General features: G+C 37.9%; 20 protein-coding genes. 17 read left to right on the top strand and 3 right to left on the bottom strand.

The window, feature by feature from the left end:
* Positions 1-16: 16 nt before the first annotated feature.
* On the bottom strand, positions 17-1156 hold the full coding sequence (gene nspC / locus ACYIB7_RS07760) for a carboxynorspermidine decarboxylase (RefSeq protein WP_103982412.1): 1140 nt from the start codon (positions 1154-1156) through the stop codon (positions 17-19).
* A 194-nt stretch (positions 1157-1350) separates the two neighbouring features.
* Positions 1351-3636, bottom strand: a complete 2286-nt coding sequence (locus ACYIB7_RS07755; protein ID WP_480338434.1) for an ATP-dependent helicase — start codon at positions 3634-3636, stop codon at positions 1351-1353.
* 98 nt (positions 3637-3734) lie between these two features.
* On the opposite strand from ACYIB7_RS07755, the gene ACYIB7_RS07750 reads away from it, so the two are divergent.
* The 10 genes from ACYIB7_RS07750 to ACYIB7_RS07705 all read left to right on the top strand — a co-directional run bounded on the left by ACYIB7_RS07750 (position 3735) and on the right by ACYIB7_RS07705 (position 16752).
* Positions 3735-5039, top strand: a complete 1305-nt coding sequence (locus ACYIB7_RS07750) for an alpha-L-fucosidase (RefSeq protein WP_480338433.1) — start codon at positions 3735-3737, stop codon at positions 5037-5039.
* 210 nt (positions 5040-5249) lie between these two features.
* Positions 5250-6482: a Cof-type HAD-IIB family hydrolase gene (locus ACYIB7_RS07745; RefSeq protein WP_103982409.1), complete on the top strand. Its 1233-nt coding sequence runs from the start codon at positions 5250-5252 to the stop codon at positions 6480-6482.
* On the top strand, positions 6479-7573 hold the full coding sequence (locus ACYIB7_RS07740; RefSeq protein ID WP_103982408.1) for an isochorismate synthase: 1095 nt from the start codon (positions 6479-6481) through the stop codon (positions 7571-7573). Before ACYIB7_RS07745 ends, ACYIB7_RS07740 begins: the two co-directional genes overlap by 4 nt.
* Positions 7574-7585: 12 nt before the next feature.
* Positions 7586-9250: a 2-succinyl-5-enolpyruvyl-6-hydroxy-3-cyclohexene-1-carboxylic-acid synthase gene (menD, locus tag ACYIB7_RS07735; RefSeq protein WP_480338432.1), complete on the top strand. Its 1665-nt coding sequence runs from the start codon at positions 7586-7588 to the stop codon at positions 9248-9250.
* A gap of 8 nt (positions 9251-9258) precedes the next feature.
* Entirely contained in the window at positions 9259-10083 is an 825-nt protein-coding gene (gene menB / locus ACYIB7_RS07730; RefSeq protein WP_103982406.1) for a 1,4-dihydroxy-2-naphthoyl-CoA synthase, read from the top strand.
* 12 nt (positions 10084-10095) lie between these two features.
* Positions 10096-11148 carry an o-succinylbenzoate synthase gene (locus ACYIB7_RS07725; protein WP_480338431.1) on the top strand — a complete coding sequence of 351 codons (1053 nt, stop codon included), beginning with the start codon at positions 10096-10098 and terminating at the stop codon, positions 11146-11148.
* A 34-nt stretch (positions 11149-11182) separates the two neighbouring features.
* Positions 11183-12301 carry an AMP-binding protein gene (locus ACYIB7_RS07720; protein WP_103982404.1) on the top strand — a complete coding sequence of 373 codons (1119 nt, stop codon included), beginning with the start codon at positions 11183-11185 and terminating at the stop codon, positions 12299-12301.
* Positions 12302-12303: 2 nt separating this feature from the next.
* Positions 12304-14265: a DUF3857 domain-containing protein gene (locus ACYIB7_RS07715; protein ID WP_103982403.1), complete on the top strand. Its 1962-nt coding sequence runs from the start codon at positions 12304-12306 to the stop codon at positions 14263-14265.
* A gap of 5 nt (positions 14266-14270) precedes the next feature.
* The gene (locus tag ACYIB7_RS07710; RefSeq protein WP_103982402.1) at positions 14271-15872 is read left to right on the top strand and encodes a DUF3857 domain-containing protein; all 1602 of its coding nucleotides are present in this window, start codon (positions 14271-14273) and stop codon (positions 15870-15872) included.
* A 172-nt stretch (positions 15873-16044) separates the two neighbouring features.
* The gene (locus tag ACYIB7_RS07705) at positions 16045-16752 is read left to right on the top strand and encodes a hypothetical protein (protein WP_103982401.1); all 708 of its coding nucleotides are present in this window, start codon (positions 16045-16047) and stop codon (positions 16750-16752) included.
* A gap of 354 nt (positions 16753-17106) precedes the next feature.
* On the opposite strand, the gene ACYIB7_RS07700 is transcribed toward ACYIB7_RS07705, so the two are convergent.
* On the bottom strand, positions 17107-17679 hold the full coding sequence (locus ACYIB7_RS07700; protein WP_480338430.1) for a hypothetical protein: 573 nt from the start codon (positions 17677-17679) through the stop codon (positions 17107-17109).
* 245 nt (positions 17680-17924) lie between these two features.
* On the opposite strand from ACYIB7_RS07700, the gene ACYIB7_RS07695 reads away from it, so the two are divergent.
* The 7 genes from ACYIB7_RS07695 to ACYIB7_RS07665 all read left to right on the top strand — a co-directional run bounded on the left by ACYIB7_RS07695 (position 17925) and on the right by ACYIB7_RS07665 (position 22667).
* Entirely contained in the window at positions 17925-18272 is a 348-nt protein-coding gene (locus ACYIB7_RS07695; RefSeq protein WP_103982399.1) for a DUF3876 domain-containing protein, read from the top strand.
* Positions 18273-18341: 69 nt separating this feature from the next.
* Positions 18342-18773 (top strand): LytR/AlgR family response regulator transcription factor, encoded by a 432-nt coding sequence (locus ACYIB7_RS07690; protein WP_455628054.1) that lies wholly within the window; start codon positions 18342-18344, stop codon positions 18771-18773.
* A gap of 79 nt (positions 18774-18852) precedes the next feature.
* On the top strand, positions 18853-19728 hold the full coding sequence (locus tag ACYIB7_RS07685; RefSeq protein ID WP_103982397.1) for a DUF2589 domain-containing protein: 876 nt from the start codon (positions 18853-18855) through the stop codon (positions 19726-19728).
* Positions 19729-19758: 30 nt separating this feature from the next.
* Positions 19759-20571 carry a hypothetical protein gene (locus tag ACYIB7_RS07680; protein WP_103982396.1) on the top strand — a complete coding sequence of 271 codons (813 nt, stop codon included), beginning with the start codon at positions 19759-19761 and terminating at the stop codon, positions 20569-20571.
* Positions 20572-20580: 9 nt separating this feature from the next.
* Positions 20581-21195 carry a DUF2589 domain-containing protein gene (locus ACYIB7_RS07675; RefSeq protein ID WP_103982395.1) on the top strand — a complete coding sequence of 205 codons (615 nt, stop codon included), beginning with the start codon at positions 20581-20583 and terminating at the stop codon, positions 21193-21195.
* Between the two features lie 241 nt (positions 21196-21436).
* A complete protein-coding gene (locus ACYIB7_RS07670) occupies positions 21437-21856 on the top strand; it encodes a hypothetical protein (RefSeq protein WP_103982393.1) in 420 nt (139 codons plus the stop codon).
* 7 nt (positions 21857-21863) lie between these two features.
* Positions 21864-22667 (top strand): N-acetylmuramidase domain-containing protein, encoded by an 804-nt coding sequence (locus tag ACYIB7_RS07665; protein WP_480338429.1) that lies wholly within the window; start codon positions 21864-21866, stop codon positions 22665-22667.
* Positions 22668-22872: the final 205 nt, after the last annotated feature.

The following is a 22872-nucleotide window of genomic DNA, read 5'->3' as shown; positions in this document are numbered from 1 at the left end:
AGTACTACTTTTTTTATTAACTCATCCGGTTTTTATAATCTTCATAACCGAAAGTACGATAAACTTCCAATTTATCCTCTTTGCTCCATAAAGCTAGAGAAGGATGCGGAATACCGTTAAACATAGTTGTCTTAACAATTGTATAATGAATCATATCTTCAAATATAAGTTTGTCGCCTACAACCAAAGGTTTGTCAAATGACCAGTCGCCCATATAATCGCCACTCAAGCAACTGTTACCACCTATGCGATAGCTAAATTTGCCTTCTCCCGGATCCACCGCCTGACGAATAACCGGTTTATAAGGCATTTCCAAACAATCAGGCATGTGACAAGTAAATGATGCATCAATAATAGCCGTTTTGATGCCATGATTTTCTACAACATCCACAACAGTTGTCAGCAAAAATCCTGTTTGCCAGGCAAACGCACTTCCCGGCTCCATTATAACCTCCAGATTCGGATATTTTGCTTTAAATGATTTCAACAGACCAATTAAATGCTCCGTATCATACCCTTTTCGCGTCATTAAATGCCCTCCCCCCATATTGAGCCATTTTATATAAGGCAGAAAACGGCCGAAGCGCTTCTCCACCTCCATCAATGTCTTCTCCAGGTCATAAGATGAAGATTCGCATAATGTATGAAAATGCAATCCTTCTATTCCTTCTGGCAATTTGTTGCCTAACAATTCACTTATAACTCCCATGCGTGAACCGGGAGCACAAGGATTATAGAGTTCCGTTTCCACATCCGAATATTCCGGATTAATACGTAATCCACATGAGACTTTATTACCATCGGCTTGTATCATTGGATAAAAACGCTCAAACTGCGAAAGGGAATTAAATGTAATATGACTGCTATATTTCAGAATAACAGGAAAATCCGCTTCTGTATAAGCAGGAGAATACGTATGCGCCTTGCTTCCCATCTCTTCGTAAGCCAATTGCGCTTCATATTTAGAACTTGCCGTGGAATAAGGGATATATTCTCTAATAATAGGAAATGATTTCCACATGGCAAACGCCTTAAATGCAAGGATTATATTCACATCGGCACGCTCTTTTACACTTTTAATCAGGGACAGGTTATTCCGAAGTAAACGTTCTTCCATCACATAACAAGGTGACGGGATTTTGTTTATATCAATCATTTAGTTCTCTTTTATCCATAATTAGCTGGCAAATGTATGAAAATCTTATAACAATTCCATTGTTGCAACCATTAAAACAATCAAAATAACAAATCTGTTGCCAGTCTTTTTTTATCAGGGTAGCATTAAAATAGAACATGGCAGGCAACCGGCAGCAATTTGGTCGGCATCAAAATCCGAAATGTCCCAAATATTTATAATACAGTCAGTTTAGCAAATTTAAGTAATAATTGTTTCTGACCGAAATGAACAAAGTCAACCGATGCCTTAGCATTACCTCCAGTACCTTCTATCGCCATAACCTCTCCTTCGCCAAAACGGTCATGGCGAACTTTGGCACCTACAACCAAACCGGGCAAGTCTATATTTGCTACAGACGATGTACTTATAGTTGCAGATTCGATTTTAGTCAAATGAGAAGGTTGGGGTTGTTGGAATGGAGAGGTAAATGCCGGACGTTGCTGATATTTATCTCTCATAGATGCGAAAATATCAAACGAGTTTACAGACGATGACGGTATATCCAGATACCGGCCATCAATATCTTTCAAAAAACGGCTTGGTGAACATATTGAACTTTGTCCGTTACGATATCTACTTTTAGCATAAGTCAAAATACAATTTTGTTCTGCGCGGGTTATAGCCACATAGAACAAACGCCTCTCCTCTTCCACTGCGCGCGGATTATCTTTTGACAATTGAGATGGAAATAAATCTTCTTCCAACCCGACAACAAAAACATTCCTGAATTCCAAACCTTTGGCTGCATGCACTGTCATCATTGTAACTTTATTAGCCTGTTCCTCCTTATCATTATCCTGATCGGTCAGCAAAGCTACTTCTGCAAGAAAACCGGCTAAAGTTACTTGCTCGGCACCTTCTTCCTTTCTTATTTCACAATACTCGGCAACACCTTTCAGTAGTTCCTGAACGTTCTCTGTTTTACTAACTCCTTCCACCGAACGGTCTTGCAATAAATTATTGATTATGCCGCTTTGTTTTACCACAAGTGCAGCCATATCTTCTGCTGAGAGGGTTTTATCCTGTTCAATAAATCCTTCAATTAATTCACGGAAAGCGGTTAATTTATTGGAAGTTCCGCTATTTATAGAAACAGTATATTCCAAAGGCGCCTGTAATACAGTCCACATACTTACATTATGCTGGCTGGCGGCAGCCACAAGTTTATTGACTGTTGTATCGCCAATTCCACGAGTCGGATAATTAATCACTCTCTTTAATGCCTCTTCATCATGCGGATTTATAATCAAACGAAAATAAGAAATAACATCCTTAATCTCTTTCCGTTGATAGAATGACAAACCTCCATATATTTTATATGGTATATTCCGTTTACGAAGAGCCTCTTCCAAAATACGTGATTGCGCATTCGTCCTATATAATATAGCAAAATCTGCATAATCATACTTTGGGCCGTTCATCCTCATTTCGCTTATTCTGGCAGCAACAGCGTATGCTTCTTCATAATCGGAATAGGAAGCGATTACTGCAACCTTGTTCCCCTCTTCATTTTCCGAATAAACAGTTTTTCGTATCTGCTCTTTATTTTTATCTATCAAACTATTGGCTGCATTGACAATGTTCTGTGTCGAACGATAATTACGTTCCAGTTTAAAGATACGGCATCCTTGATATATATTCTTGAATTGTAATATATTATCAATATTCGCCCCGCGAAATGAATAAATACTCTGTGCATCATCTCCCACTACACAAATACGTCCGTGTTCTTCGCAAAGACGTTGTACAATTAAATGTTGTGCAAAATTCGTATCTTGGTATTCATCAACCAGTACATATTGAAAATGCCTGCGGTATTTTTCCAATATGGCCGGATGATCCCGAAATAAAATATTCGTCTGTAATAATAAATCGTCGAAATCCATAGCTCCGGATTGTTGGCAACGGCTCTGATAACGCTTATATATCTCACGCAGCAAAGGGATCTTTGCATTTATATCACTTTCTACCAACTCTTTATTCTGTTCGTAAGCTTTCCACGTTATCAATGCGTTTTTTGCATTGGAAATACGGCTCTGAACCATTCCGGGACGATACACCTTATCATCCAATTGCATCTCTTTTATAATTGCCTTCAGAAGACTCTTTGAATCGGATGCATCATATATTGTAAAATTAGACGGATAGCCGATATATTCTGCTTCATAACGAAGAATACGTGAAAATATAGAATGGAAAGTACCCATCCACAAGCGTCTGGCCACTTGTTCGCCGGTGATAGCCGCAATACGTTCTTTCATTTCCCGTGCGGCTTTATTGGTAAAAGTCAGAGCTAAAATACTCTGAGGCGGTAACCCTTGCTGTAACAGCCAGGCAATTTTATAAGTAAGTACCCTTGTTTTACCGGAACCTGCACCGGCAACAACAAGAGATGCCCCTTCACAAAACATTACCGCTTCTCTTTGATTTTCATTTAATTGATTCAAATATTCTTCCACAAACTATCCTTTTTAGTATTGCAAAGGTATAAAATTCGTATTGATTAATACAGATAAAAGTTATACCTTTGTTCACATAACAACAAATTCACATAATAATGAAAAAATCAATTATGAGTCTGCTAATGGCAGCCAGCCTGGCATTCCCGGCTATCGCCCAGCCAGGTTACACTCCAACCAAAGAAAATTTGGACGCACGGAAAGAGTTTCAGGATAACAAATTTGGAATATTCCTTCATTTCGGCCTCTACAGCATGCTTGCCGATGGCGAATGGATCATGACGAATAAGAACCTGAACTATAAAGAATATGCCAAACTGGCCGGTGGTTTCTATCCATCTAATTTTAATGCTGCAGAATGGGTATCGGCAATAAAAGCTTCGGGGGCAAAGTATATTTGTATCACAACCCGCCATCACGATGGTTTTTCACTTTTCAATAGTAAATATACAGATTATAATATTGTAAAGGCAACTCCGTTTAAGCGTGATATTATCAAGGAACTGGCAAAAGAATGTCATAAACAAGGTATAAACCTTCATTTTTATTATTCGTTACTGGATTGGTACCGGGATGATTATTATCCGTTGGGACGTACCGGCCATGGAACAGGAAGAACCACGCACGGAGAATGGAAAACATACTACCAATTCATGAATAACCAACTTACAGAATTACTGACCAATTACGGAAAAATCGGCGCAATATGGTTTGACGGCTGGTGGGATCATGACCAGGATCCGGATTTCGACTGGCAATTCCCCGGAATGTATGAAAACATTCATAAGCTACAGCCGGCTTGTCTGATTGGTAACAACCACCACATTACTCCTTTTGCAGGTGAGGATATCCAAATATTTGAACGCGACCTTCCAGGAGAAAACACAGCAGGTCTTTCCGGCCAGGACATCAGCCACCTTCCTCTGGAAACTTGTAATACGATGAATGGCATGTGGGGATACAAGATCACAGACCAGGATTATAAATCTCCCAAAACATTAATACATTATCTGGTAAGGGCAGCCGGAATGAATGCCAATTTATTAATGAATATAGGCCCGCAACCGGATGGTGCATTACCTGCCGTATCAGTGGGACGTCTGAAAGAAATGGGTGATTGGATGAAGATTTACAGTGAAACAATTTATGGTACCCGCGGTGGATTGGTTGCTCCTCGTGACTGGGGAGTAACAACTCAAAAGGACAATAAATTATACGTCCACATTCTTGAGCTGCAAGATAAAGGATTATTCTTGCCTATTACAGATAAAAAAGTTCAAAAGGCCATTTTATTCAAAGACAAAACTCCTGTCAGATTCACACAAGATAAACAGGGAGTGCTCTTGAAACTGGCAGAAGTTCCAACCGACATAGATTATGTTGTAGAATTAGAACTCAAATAAATCTTCCCGATCATTTTGTAAAATCATCCCGATGTTTTAGTAAAAACATCGGGATGATTTCTTATAAGCTCACTGTATGGATCGATATTAACCCAGCATGCTTTTTACAAAGAATTATATCGGTACATTAAGAATTTACAACAGGAATCCGGCCATAAAAATTAAGAATATCGTTATATTTGTACTTTAATCAGTTAAAATCAAGGCGCCATGAAGTATAAATTATTAGTCCTCGATATAGATGGAACGTTACTCAATGACAATAAAGAGATAACACCCCGTACACAAGCCGCCCTTCTGAAAGTACAACAGATGGGAATACATATCGTATTGGCATCAGGCAGGCCTACCAATGGCGTAATGCCGATAGCCAAGAAATTAGAATTAAATCATTACGGAGGTTTTATACTGTCGTACAACGGCGGGCAGATTATCAATGTCCAAACCGGAGAATTACTTTTTGAAAAGCGGATAAATCCGGAAATGCTTCCTTACATAGACAAGAAAGCTAAGAAAAACGACTTTGCAATTTTCACCTATCACAAAGATTATATCATTACAGACAAACCGGATAACGAACATATTAAGCAAGAAGCAATACTCAGTAATATGGAAATAAGAGGCGTAAACGATTTTGTTGAAGCTGTGGATTTCGCCCCTTGCAAATGTATGCTGGTAAGTGATGACGAAGAAGCGTTAATCGGTCTGGAAAATCATTGGAAGAAACGGTTAGGTGGTGTATTGGACGTATTTCGGTCTGAGCCTTATTTTCTGGAAGTGGTTCCGCAGTTTATTGATAAAGGAAACACATTAGGTGTATTATTAAGTAAACTATCCGTTTTACCGGAAGAAGTAATTGCTATCGGTGACGGTGTGTGTGATGTTTCCATGCTACAGGGAGCCGGACTAGGCATAGCGATGGGAAATGCCGAAGATTCGGTAAAAGCATGTGTAGATATTACAACTTTAACAAACAATGAAGACGGTGTTGCTTTTGCTGTCGAAAAAGCTGTTTTATCAGCTATCCGACCAACAGAAATTCCGTTAGAACAGTTGAATATGCGTGCACGTCATGCACTAATGGGAAATCTGGGGATTCAATATACTTACGCTTCGGAAAACCGGGTTGAAGCAACAATGCCTGTTGACGAACGGACACGGCAGCCTTTTGGAATTTTACACGGAGGAGCTACTTTAGCACTAGCAGAGACGGTTGCCGGCCTGGGTTCTATGATCCTGGCACAACCGGATGAAATTGTTGTCGGTATGCAAGTAAGCGGCAATCACATGTCGTCGGCCCATGAAGGAGATACTGTGCGCGCCGTAGGAACCATTATTCACAAAGGGCGTTCATCACATGTCTGGAATGTCGATGTATTTACTTCCACCGATAAGCTGGTTTCTTCCATCCGGGTAGTAAACAGCATACTGAAAAAGAAATGATAACAGAAGATAATCAAAAAATAATAGATTCGTTAATAGAACAAGGAAAAAGTTTTGCCATATGGCGCATTCCCGGAGAAGATGCAGTCCATTTTCGGATGCAATCATCCGGTTCTCCTTGTTTAATTTATAACATAGAAGACTTGAATAAACGGAGTGGTTTTGTAATCGCTCCGTTCCGGGTTTGTAAAGAACACCCCATTGTGCTAATCCAACCAGACTGTTTCAGTCTGCCGGAGTTTACAGAAGAAAAAGCATACATCCGGAAGAAAAAAGAATTTCTCCCGGAAGAAATCCAAAATTCATCCGAACAGAATGAAAAAGAAAGATATGCACAATGCTTCTCTATTTTCAGTCAAACTCTGCATAAAGGTGATTTGGATAAACTCGTTTTATCCCGAAACCGAACAATTGACAAAAAGGATGAATTTTCACCCGGCGCAATGTATTATGCAGCGGTAAAACGTTACATCCGTTCGTACATATACCTGTGCCATACGCCTGCAACCGGAACCTGGATCGGAAGTACCCCGGAAATACTGCTTGCCGGCCATAACGGGCAATGGCAGACTGTAGCTCTTGCCGGAACCCAACCAATACAAAATGAAGAAATTCCCCAAAAATGGGATGACAAAAATTGGCGCGAACAACAGTTGGTAGCATTCTATATCCGTCATCAACTGGCATCCCTAAATATCAGGCCTCATGAAAATGGTCCTTATGCCATACGTGCCGGAGAAGTATCCCACCTGAAAAGTGATTTCAATTTCTCTTTACCGGATAGCAATAAGTTAGGAAATGTATTAGCTTTGCTTCATCCTACACCGGCAGTATGCGGATTACCCAAAAAAGAGGCTTATCAATTCATCTTAAAAAATGAAGGATATGACCGCAGTTATTATTCCGGATTTATAGGATGGCTGGAGCCACAAGGCAGAACAGACTTATATGTCAATTTGCGTTGCATGCATATTGAAGAAAAGGCATTAACTTTATATGCCGGCGGTGGTTTATTAGCATCTTCCGCCTTGGAAGATGAATGGCAGGAAACGCAGGACAAGATGCAAACAATGCAACGATTGCTTAAATAAAAAACGATACACATGTACTCAGACAAAAAAAACATTCTTCAATTAGTAGCTTTGTTAAAAGAATATGACATCCGTAATATTGTTTTATGTCCCGGAAGCCGTAATGCTCCGATTGTACATACATTAGCAAACCACCCTTTCTTTCAATGTTACTCTGTGACAGACGAAAGAAGTGCCGGCTTTTTTGCTACCGGATTAGCATTACAAAGTGGAAAACCTGCTGCTGTATGCTGTACATCAGGAACGGCATTGTTAAATATACACCCGGCTGTAGCAGAGGCCTTTTACCAGCAAGTGCCACTTGTTGTTATATCTGCAGACCGGCCTTCCGCCTGGATCGGACAAATGGACGGGCAAACTTTGCCACAACCCGGCGTATTCAATTCCCTGGTGAAAAAATCGGTAAACCTGCCTGAAATACACACGGATGAAGACGAATGGTACTGCAATCGTCTGGTCAACGAAGCTCTGTTGGAACTCAACCATCATGGTAAAGGACCGGTACACATTAATATCCCGGTTTCAGAACCTTTATTCCAGTTCACTACCGAAGAATTACCAGAAGTACGCGTTATCACGCGTTATCAGGGACTAAATGTCTATGATAAAGAATACAATAATCTGATCGAACGTTTAAATAAGTACAATAAACGCATGATGATTGTCGGACAAATGAATCTGATTTATTTGTTTGAAAAGAAAATCTGCAAACTATTATACAAACATTTTACCTGGCTAACCGAACATACGGGCAATCGTACTGTTCCCGGAATTCCCATTAAAAATTTCGATGCTGTAATTTATTCGTCTCCCAGTGATAAACAAGAAAAACTTATACCAGATTTGGTTATTACTTATGGAGGGCACATCGTATCAAAACGATTGAAACAACTTCTTCGTAAACATCCACCCAAAGAACACTGGCATGTGTCGTTGGATGGCGAAGTGGCTGATTTGTATGGTTCCATAACTACTGTAATAGAAATGGATCCGTTCGAATTTTTGGAGAAAATAGCTTACATGCTCGAGAGCAGCAAAATTTGTGAATATCCGAAGATGTGGGAAGCTCTTTCAAAAAGTATCCCAGAACCACAAGTTCCCTACTCGGAATTGTCAGCCATAGGCTCGCTTATCAGAACTATACCTGCAGAATCGGCCTTGCATTTGGCTAACAGCTCTACGATTCGCTATGCCCAACTTTTTTCTATTCCCGAATCTGTTGAAGTATGCTGCAACAGAGGTACCAACGGAATAGAAGGTTCGATGTCTACTGCTATCGGTTATGCTTCCGTTTCGGAGAAACTAAACTTTATTGTAATCGGTGACCTGAGTTTTTTCTATGATATGAACGCTTTATGGAACAATTATATCCGTAATAATGTACGTATCATGCTACTTAATAATGGCGGAGGAGAAATATTTCAGTCTTTACCAGGTTTCAAGATGACTGAACAAACACACAGGTTTGTTACTGCAACTCATTCCGCTACGGCACAAGGTTGGGCAACAGAGCGAGGATTTCAATATATGGAAGTCCATAATGATGAAGAATTGGCAGAAGCTATGAAAACCTTTGTACAAGTAGAATTTACAGAACAACCATTATTGATGGAAGTATTCACAGATAAAGCAAACGATGTGAAAATATTAAAAGATTATTATCACCAACTTAAATAAAAAAAGATATGTCAGCAAAAAGAGATTGGACGACCATTAAAGAATACGAAGAGATTCTTTTTGACTTCTATAAAGGCATTGCCCGTATCACAATCAACCGCGAACGCTACCGCAATGCTTTCACCCCAACAACAACAACAGAGATGAGCGATGCTCTATACATTTGCAGAGAGCGGCAGGATATTAATGTGGTTGTACTGACAGGAGCCGGAGACGTTGCTTTTTGTGCCGGAGGCGACATGCACGTCAAAGGTCATGGAGGCTATATCGGTAAAGACGGCGTAGCCCGTTTAAACGTATTGGATGTACAAAAACAAATCCGTTCACTGCCAAAACCTGTTATTGCAGCTGTTAATGGTTTCGCCATTGGCGGAGGCCATGTATTACATGTCGTATGCGATTTAAGCATAGCCTCCGAAAATGCAATATTCGGACAAACAGGACCACGTGTCGGTAGTTTTGATGCCGGATTCGGATCATCTTATCTTGCCCGTATCGTGGGACAGAAAAAAGCACGCGAAATATGGTTCCTTTGTAGAAAATACAATGCACAGGAAGCTTTAGATATGGGGCTTGTGAATAAAGTAGTTCCTCTTGATAAACTGGAAGATGAATATGTACAATGGGCAGAAGAAATGATGTTGCTCAGTCCGTTAGCCCTTCGTATGATTAAAGCCGGGCTTAATGCGGAATTAGATGGCCAGGCAGGAATACAGGAACTTGCAGGAGATGCGACAATGTTGTATTATATGACAGAAGAAGCCCAGGAAGGTGGTAAAGCATTCCTGGAAAAACGCCGTCCGCAATTTGAAAATTATCCCAAATTCCCTTAATACAAAGGTTTTATGAATATACAAATCTTCCCCCGTCTTTTACACTTCAAACAACCGGCCGGGACATCCAGAGGTGTTTATACCACACGCAAAAGTTGGTATTTAATACTCACATCAAAGGAAGAACCGGGACGATTTGGTATTGGTGAATGTGCTCCGCTGCCCAATTTAAGTTGTGACGATTTGCCAGACTATGAAAATATTCTGAAAACTGTATGTGAATCTTTCCAATCGAAACAAATCATAGATAAGGAAGTTCTTCGCCCCTATCCGTCAATCCTATTCGGAATAGAAATGGCTGTCCGTCATTACGAAACCGATAGTTATGCTTTATGGAATACTCCCTTCTCCCGGGGTGAAACCGGAATTCCTATAAATGGGCTAATCTGGATGGGAAGCCATGGCAAAATGCTTGAACAAATCCAGAAAAAAATGGAAGCCGGCTTTCGGTGTATCAAATTAAAAATCGGAGCTATCAATTTTGAAGAAGAAATAGATTTATTGAAATATATACGTAAACATTTTTCCTCCAAAGAAATTGAATTGCGTGTAGATGCCAATGGAGCTTTTTCGCCGAAAGATGCATTAGAGAAGCTAAAACGATTAGCAGAGTTAGACCTTCATTCCATAGAGCAGCCTATCCGTGCAAAACAATGGGAAGAAATGGCTCAGCTAACAACATTGTCTCCTTTGCCCATTGCTTTGGATGAGGAACTGATAGGATGCAACACTTCAAAAGAAAAAGAAGAATTATTAACAACAATCTCACCTCAGTATATAATTCTAAAGCCATCATTACACGGAGGTTTTTCCGGATGCAAAGAATGGATAGAAACAGCCGGTAAATTTAAAATCGGCTGGTGGATTACTTCTGCTCTCGAATCAAATATAGGATTGAATGCTATCGCTCAATGGTGCGCAACGTACGACAACCGACTTCCACAAGGATTAGGTACAGGTTTACTTTTTACCGATAATATAGAAATGCCGCTCGACATCAAAAAAGATTGCCTATGGTATAATCCGGATGGAAAAAAACCCGACATTTATTCTATTAAACAATAAATTAAATGAATCGTGATTTGTCAAACAGTTAGTTATGCACACAACTACTTTAAAAGAATATATACTTGATATTAAAAAACAACATTTGACATTAGAAGGTGTTGTATATACGCAAGATAACATTGAGGATTTATTAAAAACAAATACGAATCAGGATACCGAGTTCAGAAATGATCTATATGCTTTCTTAGCAGACTGGTTCAATGAATCTCCTACTATCACTTTGCAAACATCAGGCTCTACCGGAAACCCGAAAAAACGAACCGTACGGAAAGAACAAATGATGCAAAGCGCAATAATGACCTGTTCATTTCTGAATTTGCAAAAAGGGGACAGAGCCTTACTCTGTATGCCGTTACTATATGTGGGCGGGAAAATGATGGTTGTACGCTCATTGGTTGCCGGATTAAATCTGGTTATTCGTACACCATCCGGACATCCGATGGCTGGCGTAAACACTCCATTTCGTTTTGCAGCCATGATTCCTTTGCAAGTTTATAATACATTACAAGTTACGGAAGAAACAGAAAGACTCAAACAAATTGACATCTTAATCATTGGAGGAAGTGCTATTGACAATGCTTTGGAAAAACAGATAAGAAAACTTCCAAATTCAATCTACTCGACTTATGGCATGACAGAAACACTCTCACATATTGCTCTTCGAAAAATAAACGGAAAAGGCAGATCTGTACGATACATGCCATTCCCATCAGTCAATATTTCACTCTCTCAGGAACAGACATTAACAATACATGCACCTTGTGTGTGCGACAACATATTAGAGACAAATGACATAGCACAGATTTTTCCTGATGGAAGTTTCTCTATCATCGGACGAAAAGACAACGTAGTAAATAGCGGAGGGGTCAAAATTCAGATAGAACAAGTTGAGAAAGCTCTTAATTCTATTATTTCCTGCAACTTTGCTATAACTTCTATTCCCGATCCTAAATTTGGAGAAGTGCTTATTTTGTTAATTGAAAAAGAAGAAGATATTGCACAACACATAAAAGAGATTTTACCCAAATACCAGCAACCAAAGCGTATTTATAAGGTAGAATCCATTCCATATACAGGTAATGGAAAGATAAACCGTCCGGAATGCAGAAAGCTCGCTATTAAATTACAGGTAACAAATAACACTATATAATTATGAAACACTTATTTATTGTAATGTTTTCATTGTTGATATACTCGTCAGCATACGGACAGAGTAACTCTTGTTGTCAGCTACCGCAAGATCCAACAACCGAAAAACAAAAAATGTATGCAACTGCCGATTATATCACTTTACTGGATAGCACTGCCGTTACAGTACAACCTTCGGGATCCGGCTCTTTTGTAATATACAAGAAAATAAAAGTACAAACACCTAAAGGAGCGGTTCAAAATCGGATTATTAAATATGATTATGATCCGTTGACTGCATTTGCAGAGTTTCGTTATGTCACAATCTATCGTACAAACGGAGATGTGATTAATCTGGATATTACTCAAGCTTGTGACTATGCCGCACCGGCACGGGCTATTTACTGGGGAGCACGCCAAATCATGATGGAAGTAGGCCGTCTTTATCCCGGTGATATTATAGAATATAAAATTGCAAAGAAAGGATTTACCTACGCCCTCCTAGCAGGAGATGATGATGAATCACGTTTCGTCCCTCCTATGTATGGACAATTTTATGACATTGTTCCTTTCTGGGCAACAGAACCTACCGTACGCAAAGTATATACAGTTTCCATCCCTATGGAAAAAGATATGCAATTTCAATTCTATCAGGGAGAATGTACTTCGTCAATGCGGTATGAAGACGGACTGAAAGTCTATACTTTTGCAATGAAGGATATGCTGCCATTCAAAAAGGAGCCTAATATGGTTGACTTATTTGACTGTGCACCCAAACTGATGATGTCGTCAACCCCCAAATGGCAAGATAAGTCTCTTTGGTTTAATAAGGTAAACGAAGACTACAATAGCTTTGCACCACTCCCCGAAGCCCAGAAAAAAGTAGATGAACTGATAAAAGGCAAAAGCACGGAAATGGAAAAGATTGCCGTTTTAACACATTGGGTTGCAGACAATATCCGTTATGCTGGCATCTCAATGGGGAAAGGAGAAGGATTTACGCTTCATAATACCAAAATGAATTATACCGATCGCTGTGGTGTTTGTAAAGATATTGCAGGGACATTAATTTCATTCCTTCGCATGGCAGGATTTGAAGCTTATCCGGCTATGACAATGGCAGGTAGCCGTGTCGAAAGTATTCCGGCAGACCATTTTAATCATTGTGTTGCCGTAGTTAAATTATCTAATGGAACTTATATGCCGCTCGATCCGACCTGGGTTCCTTTCTGCCGTGAATTATGGAGTAGTGCCGAACAGCAACAGAACTATTTGCCTGGTGTGCCTGAAGGTTCCGATTTATGCCTTACTCCTGTTTCCGCACCTGAAAACCACTATATACGTATCAAAGCAAACAATAAATTAGATATTAATGGTACTTTACGCGGACAATTTACCATTACTGCAGAAGGACAATCAGACAGTAACATTCGTAGTATTTTTACCCGAGGTTGGCAGTCTGACTGGCAAAATACTCTGGAAAAGCAATTGCTAAATATATCACCTAAAGCAAAATTGCTAAAAGTGGATTATGGTAAAGATCCGAAAAATTATCAGGCAGCGCCTATACGGATGACTTTCACATATGAGATCCCTCAATATGCTTCCGTTGCCGGAAAACACATAATATTTAAACCTATGGTGATGAATAATTTGTATAATCAGGTAAAAAGCTATTTGCGTATTAACACCGATTTAAAAAACCGCAATTACGGATTTAAAGATGCCTGTTCCCGTTTGGTAGAATTGGACGAAACAATTCAATTGCCGAAAGGATATACAATGATGCAAACAGACAAAGAAGACCATAAACAAAGTACGGCCGCCGATTTTGATGGCTCACTCAAACAAAAAGGAAATACTATTGAGCTTCATCAAAAACTTTCCTTAAAAAAACGTGTTTATGAAGCTGCCGACTGGGAAGGATTCCGTGCAGCAGTAAACGCCCATAAAAGTTTCGGAGACTATATAATAATTGAAAAATAAAAACCATGAATAAAATAAATAAAATATCCGTTCTTCTCTTTTGCTTGCTGTTTACCTCAATATCTGCATTTGCAGCATCAGAAGCAGAATACAAGAAAGTGGGAAAAACATACAAATTGAATTCTGATGGCAGTCAGGAATATCGCTACGCTATGGAGTTAACACTCTATACTCATACGGCTATGAATGGCACGTATGGAGAAAGTTTCATTTTGTACAACCCACAATATCAGGAATTACAAATACATTCTTCTTATACCGTACAAAAGGATGGTTCTATTGTTGAAACTCCTCCAAACGCTTTTGTAGAAGTCTTGCCCCGTTTTGCAGCAGACGCCCCGGCTTATAATAACTTAAAAGAAATGGTGGTAGTACATACCGGATTAGAGTTAGGAGCTACTATTTATCTGGATTATTCTATTATATCCAAGCCTGGATTCTATCCGGCACTCGATATAGAAGAGCTTCTATCTGCAACTTCGCCGGTAAAAGAGTATTCATTGACAATTATTGTTCCTCACAACACAACTCTTACGTATCATCTCTATGATTCGAGCGCGAAAGCCATTGAGACAAGCAGCAACGGGCAAAAAACAGTAAATTGGACTTTGCATAATGTTCCAGCCTCTTCCCGTGAAGCATTTCTACCGGAGAATAACGATGGTACGCCTCGTCTTATTGCTACAACTTACACATCACAATCCGAAGCTCTTGGATATATGAAACAATGTTTCAATAATTCTATGAATTATGAAAGTAAAGCGTTTGCACAATATATTACAGAAAACGCAACCAATGATAAAGAAAAGATAGAAATTACTCAACGCCATGTTGTTGAGAATATAGATCTATGCCCAATTCCTCTGGATTATACAGGATTCACCATTCGCAACGCAGATGATGTATTACGTAGCGCTTATGGGACAGCAACAGAAAAAACACAATTACTCTGTTCTATGCTTAATGCAGCTGGTATAAAATCGGAAATAGTTGCTTTCTATCCTGCAAATATAGATGCAAACATTGCAGGTATTCGCAGTATAAAAAAATTTATGGTAAAAGCGACTTCCAACAGTGAAGACCTGTATTTGTCAGCTTTTAACATGGAACCAATTAATGTAAAAGCCCGGGGCATATTAGATAACATTTTCACACTTGATGGAAAACAAATCCAGGTGAATACCCAACCTCTTATTATAAAAGAAAACAAAGAAATAAATATTGATGCCTCTATGGCAAAAGGTGGTTTTATAATTTACACATTACCTGTTCTATTAAAAGGTATAGATACGTGGAATATTTCATCATTGCCTAGCAAACGCACCGGATTGTTTGAAATACCCTCTCTCCTACAGGAAGAAATTACCTACGCAATAAATAATGCTGAAGGATTAACATTAAAAACTCCAGTTGGACAGACCGTGGTAAGTAAGCCTTACGGAAAAGTTACACAAACAATTACTTCCAAAGACAGTACCATTGAAGTAATTCGCACCATCGAATTGAATAAGCAACAATTTACTCCGGCTGAATATAGCGATTTGCGTGTTCTTCTTAATGAATGGACAGATCCAAACAATAGATTATTATTATTTTCAGAAAAATAGAGAAACAGGTTCTACACCAGATTGATCAAATAAAAGCCCTGCGAATTAAAATAATTCCGGGGCTTTTATCTTATAGGAAACATAACCCGGAAAAGAAAATACCATAACCAATAAATAGATTGATTTCTCTCTGGATGAATACCGATATTTACCCTGTAAAAAGAGATAATTCATGATTGGTTTACTAAAGGCTTTATATCAAAAGTTTAAACAACATGCTGATTGGTGGGCTGATTATACAACGGAACTATCTGTCGTAATAATTAGCATTACTGCCACATTTTATGGCGAAAACCTGATAGAAAATTATATAGAGGCAAATGAAGATCTCCAGGTTATGCAAATGATGGTAAACGAACTAGAGTATGATTTAGTTGAGCTTTCCAACATACAAAATCACTGCAAAGATGAAATCGCATTTTCTGAATTACTTTACCGTAATATCATCCAGAAAGAAAATATTGACGAAAATATTGTAAACCGATACTATAATCATCACCGTCTTTATTACTATTGGTTCCTGAAAAATAATGCCTTAGATATGACAAAAGTATCAGGCACCATGCAACGAATGAAAAACAAGCAATTATTGCTTCAACTGTTTGAATGCTACGAATACATTAATATCATAAAAGATATGGATACTCACTATAGAGAAGTCCGGATTGAACAACTCTCCAATTTCTATGCCCATCTACCAAATAATGCACACGTCCCGACCGCAAAAGAGCAATGGAAGCAAATAGCACAAGATAGCACCTTTTGTCAATACATGCTGACTACACTTCCGTTAATGGCAAAATCTATAACCAATACAAGTATAAATACGCAGAAAGTACTCCATAAAACAATTAATATGATCAATGAGGAGTATAAATAAATTCATTTATGGACGAGTTATACAGATTATCAAAATATTCCGCATTATAAACTGAAACATGCGAGCCTATCGTCTTCAACAATTAGCAGAATATGATCGTCATCCAATCCGTTTTTCCGTAGCAATTGATAAATGGGCAGCATAAGCATTCGTCCGCCGGGAACCGTCTGATGTATTATATTCCAATATTAAATGTTTTCCACTATATATAAATCAGCCAATTGGAAATAGGTGTATCCTGATTCTAATCCGTATAATTGATGCATAGGAATATTTTTACCCCCTATCCATTGACGTATGTATGCACCTACACAATCGCCTGTTTTTTTTACCATTGAACCTATTATATCGTAATCAGAATCCTGTTTGCTTTTGTTCTTGCAATATTCCCCTGAAAATATCATCATTATACGATAAGTCACCGAGTCCACCCGGAGTAAATAATACGCGGACCTCATATTGTGTACCTGCTACAAAAATAACAGGAACTCCTCCTACAGGCTCTCCGTTTGTTCCATTAGCTATATCCTGACTAGCAAAATGGATTATTGAAACTCCGGGTATCTCAGGAATATTTATACGCCAGGTTGCATATATAGCATTTTCAGATGTTCTTTTACCATTGATCCGAATAAAAATACCGTCATCCGATACAAAAGAATATTCATACGAATCTTTAAGAACAATTTTGATCCCTGTAATATCTGAAAATAATTGACATGGCACATCACTCGATGTAACCTGAACAACGTATTCACCATCCATATATCCATCCAATTGGCATGTCAGCTTATCTACCGGATAACAAAAATAAGAATGAAACTTTTGTACAACTTCTTTACTTGTTTTACAATTTGTATAATCTGTTTCTTCTTTTGAACAAGACAAACATAATATGGCCAATAATGCTAAAGTGACAGATTTCATAATACAACCTCCTTTTATTATTTATTTATAAATTGATTCGGTTGCAAAACTAGATGAATGCTCTTGACAGAATAATTTTATTTTTTGGTTTGGTGATATTCCTTTTTACAATATTACCGGATAATTTCTATATATCCGGAATTATACCTAAACCAAAAAATAAAAACAATAATCCAAAAAGTTTCTTGCTGCTAAAATAATCAGACTTGTATTTTTGCTTCAAACATCATTCTATTTACAATATTATGAACAAAATTATCATTACATCAATACTACTTTCTTATTGTTTTTTATTTTTATATGATTGTAAGAAACAGACTGATACATCATCCATTGATTACATCTGTGGAAATTGGATAAGCATACAAGGGCGACCGCGTATCTCTATCCTTTCAACGGAGAGTGGTTACATTGCTATAGTGCATCATATTACTGTAAACAGAGAAAAATATCCTATTATTTATCCCATCTTACAAACCCAATATGGAACCTATATTCAAGCAGAAGGACGTATTTTTATATCATATAGCAAGAAAGACAGTACTCTGTTTCTATCCCCTGGTGGAACTTACATCAGAGAGGAATATAAATAAAAAATGATCAGTGTAATTCACTGATATTTCATTATAGCTTTCACCGAGCTCTTTAATTCTATTTTTAGCATGAACACAAAATCTGAATCTATCTGTCATGTAAAAGACGGATTATTTATTCGCCAAAAAGATTTCTTCCGTAAATATCTGTATACCGATATCCAATGGATAGAGGTAGATGGAAGTTACTGTGAAATTCATCTAATGCAAGGTACTAAAATTATTATTATTCATTCATTGACGGAGATGGAACAAAAATTACCGTCAACCATCTTTGTACGCATTCATCGCTCTTATATTGTAAATATGCATAAAGTGGATGCTTTTATAGGAAATATATTATATGTTGGAAAAAAACAATTGCCTGTAAGCTGTCCTTACAGTCAACAAGTATCTGCATGTTTCGATATACTGGAAGAAACAAAATCGCCATTCAAATACAGAAAACGAAAAAATAAAAAGGATATTCCTTCAACTAAAGAAGATAATTTCCACGACTAACGTTTATCCATAGTTTTGCATCGTAAGCTTACGAAAACAACAGTATTAAAAACAACAATTAAAAAAGGAGATTATTATTATGGCTATTGACAAAACTCCGTCGCAAGTTGCAACCAATGCATTGCAGGCAATTCCTTTTGGATCAATTATTGGCGGCCCATTACAAGCATGTATTGAAGCTCAGGCTATGGCAGCACAAACAACCTGGAAATTTATTCAGGAAGTCGGCTTGAACGAAGATCCGGAAACACACGAAAAAACAGCTGTTACCGTATCTTTTTCATTCTTACAAGGAGGACGCATGGTACAGTTGAATGTGCCTTTGTTGACAATCGTTCCTATTCCTTATATCGCTATCCATAGTATCGATATTAATTTTAAAGCCAGTATTTCTGCTTCATCATCCAGCACGTCAGAAGTATCAGAGAACACAAGTATGGGCGGTAGTGCTGAAGTGACTGCCGGTTTGAAAGTTGGCCCGTTCCACATGGATGCAAAGATGAATGCCAACTATTCATCAAAGAAAGACTCTAAAGCTACAGAAGAATCAAAGTACAGTGTAGAATACACTATGGACGTGGCTGTAAAAGCCGGTCAAGATAGTATGCCTGCAGGTCTTGCCAAAGTTTTGGAATTATTAGGTAACGCTTTGGATGTATCCGATCCTGAAGGTACATTGGAAGTTAACAGCACCCGTTTTACAATTAACGGACAGGAAAAAGCACGCTTAATAGCAACGTACAAAAACAAAAACGGCCTATTGTCTCCAAAAGCATTGAAAATTAGCGGCGGAAACTCAAATGGAGAAGACTTTAAGATAGATGGCGACAGTAAAGTTATCGAATTGAGCGCAGGTACATACAAAGTATTTGTAGAAGGCGGCAAGGAAGTCGAAATCAAAGTCGAAACTGCATCAGCCAACAATAATGCTGGAGAAGATGGTATAGAAGATTAAAAGCAAAAAGTTAATTAAAAAAATCATATTATGGCTCAGTTAAGTTCAGTAATAGGCTCTATTTTAAGAGACATCATTTCAGCACAGCATGAAGCTAATCTTTACTCGCTGGCACTTAGCGAATCGTACGGAAAAGACGGAAAAGTAAAAGATTTCCAACTACCAAACGTTATGGTAAGCGATATGGAATTAGAATTGAAGTATGGTGTAAAAAATGCATCGGAAAGTCAACAACAGTTCAATATTAAGTACAATAAATTCAGGCAATTTCTGAATGAACTTTGCGAAGAAACAGCAAAAGTTGTAATCAGTAGCGTTATGTCCACTATAATGACCTCGGACATAGAGGGTAAAGAAGGTGAAAAACACTTTTTTGAAAGACTTAAAAGTGAAACGGCTTTCCATAGAGAATTCTGGGCTTTTCTGAGTCGTAATATGAGAAAAGCTTTCCGGTCAAACATATACGAAGCGGTAGACAGAAACAATGGTTCTATCAAACAAGAAGTTATATTAAGTAGAATCACAGACGTAGTCCGAAAGAAGTTTCTATATGATACTGATCTTGATGAACTATTCTCTGGTACAGAAGGCGATAAACTACGTGAAACAGCAGAAGTAAATATGCAAAAAGCTATTTCCGGATTAATTGAGAAGCTTTCCAAAGATGCCAACTTCAAAAAGTTCAAATCATTTCCCCAACTAGATGTTGCTATTACAGCCGAAGAACTTATAAATATGCCGGAAGAAGCAATCCATTCGTTTAAATTAAAATTTAGTCCACGCAGTTTTTCCCTTTCGCAATTAGAAGAAGAAGAAAACTATGAAGACTTCGTTATGAAATAAACAAAAGTTATGGAAGATAAAAAGAAAAGAACCAATAGCAGCCAGGTAATGGAACTACAGCAATTAATAGCAGGTCCGTTAATTGCAACTATTGAAGCCGATGCGTTATCGTCCCGTAGTTATCTGGATTATCTGATGAAAATAGCTTTTGATTCATACGATCCGGCAACAGGTAAAACAGGAAAAATACGGATGCTGACTTTCAATTATACCAATCAAGATGTGAATGGAAATAAACAGCAAAGTGTAAGCATTCCATTGTTAACACTCGTACCTCTACCTCTACTACAAATTCAAGAAGCCGATTTCGACTTTGACATCAAAATTCTAGATGCGTTAACAGAGACTACTGAAGAACATTTCTCTACAGAAGAAGGAAAAAGTGTCAGTGAGGATAATAATGGAGGATTCAAACTTCGTGCATCATTAGCACCTAAACAAAGTGACGGAACAAATTCCGGTAATATCCAGCAAAGCTTATCAGCCAACATGAAAATCAGGGTTAAAATGCGTCAGGCCGATATGCCTGCCGGATTATCAAACTTACTCCATTTAACGGCAAACAATGTGCAAGTAGAGGATATTGAAGTTGAAGAGGTAACCGAAGAAGAAGGAGGTAAATAATGGCAAATATAGAAGACAATGCCCGTGAGCAAAAAGTCGGGCTCAAATGCCCGCAATGTGGAAAATTTATTCATACATCAATCTATGAATTAATTACATCCCGAGGATTACAATGTCCTTCGTGTCATCTACAACTGACGATAGACCGGACAAAGTCCAAACCCGCAATAGATGCTTTACGAAAAGTAAAACAAGCTCAAGATAATCTTGAAAAGAAAAGTCATTTTAACAGATAATAAAAATGGGATTTGATTTCTTTCGTAAATTAAAGATGCATATATGGCAATTAGTCAGCCGTAAAGGAAAAAACGATCACCAAAAAGGAAATGGATGTTACCAAAAAACAATCTATTTCCTTTTAAAAAATCAATCTCCGATTGGTAAGGCTAAAAGCAAACGACATCCGGAAATAAGGATTATTAAAGTAAGCAGCTTTACAGATGCTTATCTTTTTTTCCTCCGCATGTGTGATCAACGGCTTTTAGAAACACGTAAAGCGGCCGATTACTTATATTACAGTGTAACTTTCCCAAACGGGAAAGGCTATATTGAGTTATCTGATAAAGTCGGAAATATACACAAAAATACAGTAGCTATACTAAAAGTAAAAATTCCCGATTTAAAACCAATTTTTTCTGAAATTAGATTTATAACAACATAGACATATTATGAAAACGATAAAATTAAGCAATACAGGTAAAGATGTCCGTTATCTTCAGGAGCTATTACTTCAAAACGAATATAAACAAGAAATAAATGGTACATTCGATGAAGCCACACGTGAAAATGTCATTCTGTTTCAAAGTAAACATAACCTGGATACCGACGGCATTGTGGGTATTGTATGCTGGGATGCTCTGACATTTTCCAACAGACCTGCACAAGAAAAAATAACTGAAGAAGATATTATTTTAGCAGCAAATATGTTAGATGTGGAACCGGCATGCCTCAAAGCCGTTTTAAAAGTTGAAACCGGCGGACGTGGTGGTTTTTTGGCTCCGGGTAAGCCTGCAATACTTTTTGAAGCTCATCATTTCTGGAGAGAACTAAAAAATGTCGGCATTGATCCTGTCCCTTTACAAAAAGAACATCCTAATATATTATCTCCAACATGGAATCAAGAGCTTTATAAAGGAGGAATAAAAGAGTATGACCGTTTAAATGAAGCCATGAAGATTCATGAAATAGCAGCCTTGATGAGCATCAGTTCCGGCATTGGTCAAATTATGGGCAGCAATCATAAATTATGTGGAGAAAAAAGTGTAATCGTTTTTATGGAAAAAGAAAAAAAGAGCGAACAAAATCAACTCCGCCACTTCATTATATTCCTACATAAGTCTAAATTAGCTCAATTCTTAATCGACAAAGACTGGGCAAATTTTGCAAAAGGACATAATGGTCCCAGCTATGAAAAGCACCAATACCATCTGAAATTAAAAAGTGCATACGAAGAACTGACAAAGCAAAAATAAGTAACCTTATCTTTTATTCTTCATTTCAAAAAAATTATATCTATAGAAGATCATGAATTACATGAATATTATAATTATGACAAAATAATGACATACAAATCAACATAATATTTTGACACAACTGCACAACGAGTATAATCTTTAATTCAATTATATAGTATAATTACCATTAATTTGATCCGATTTTCAACAAAGTTGAATCAAA

This window comes from Parabacteroides sp. KHUB-03 (genome assembly GCF_056640975.1).
Note: the sequence above shows the minus strand (reverse complement) of the source record. Positions and strands in the feature narration are given on the sequence as shown.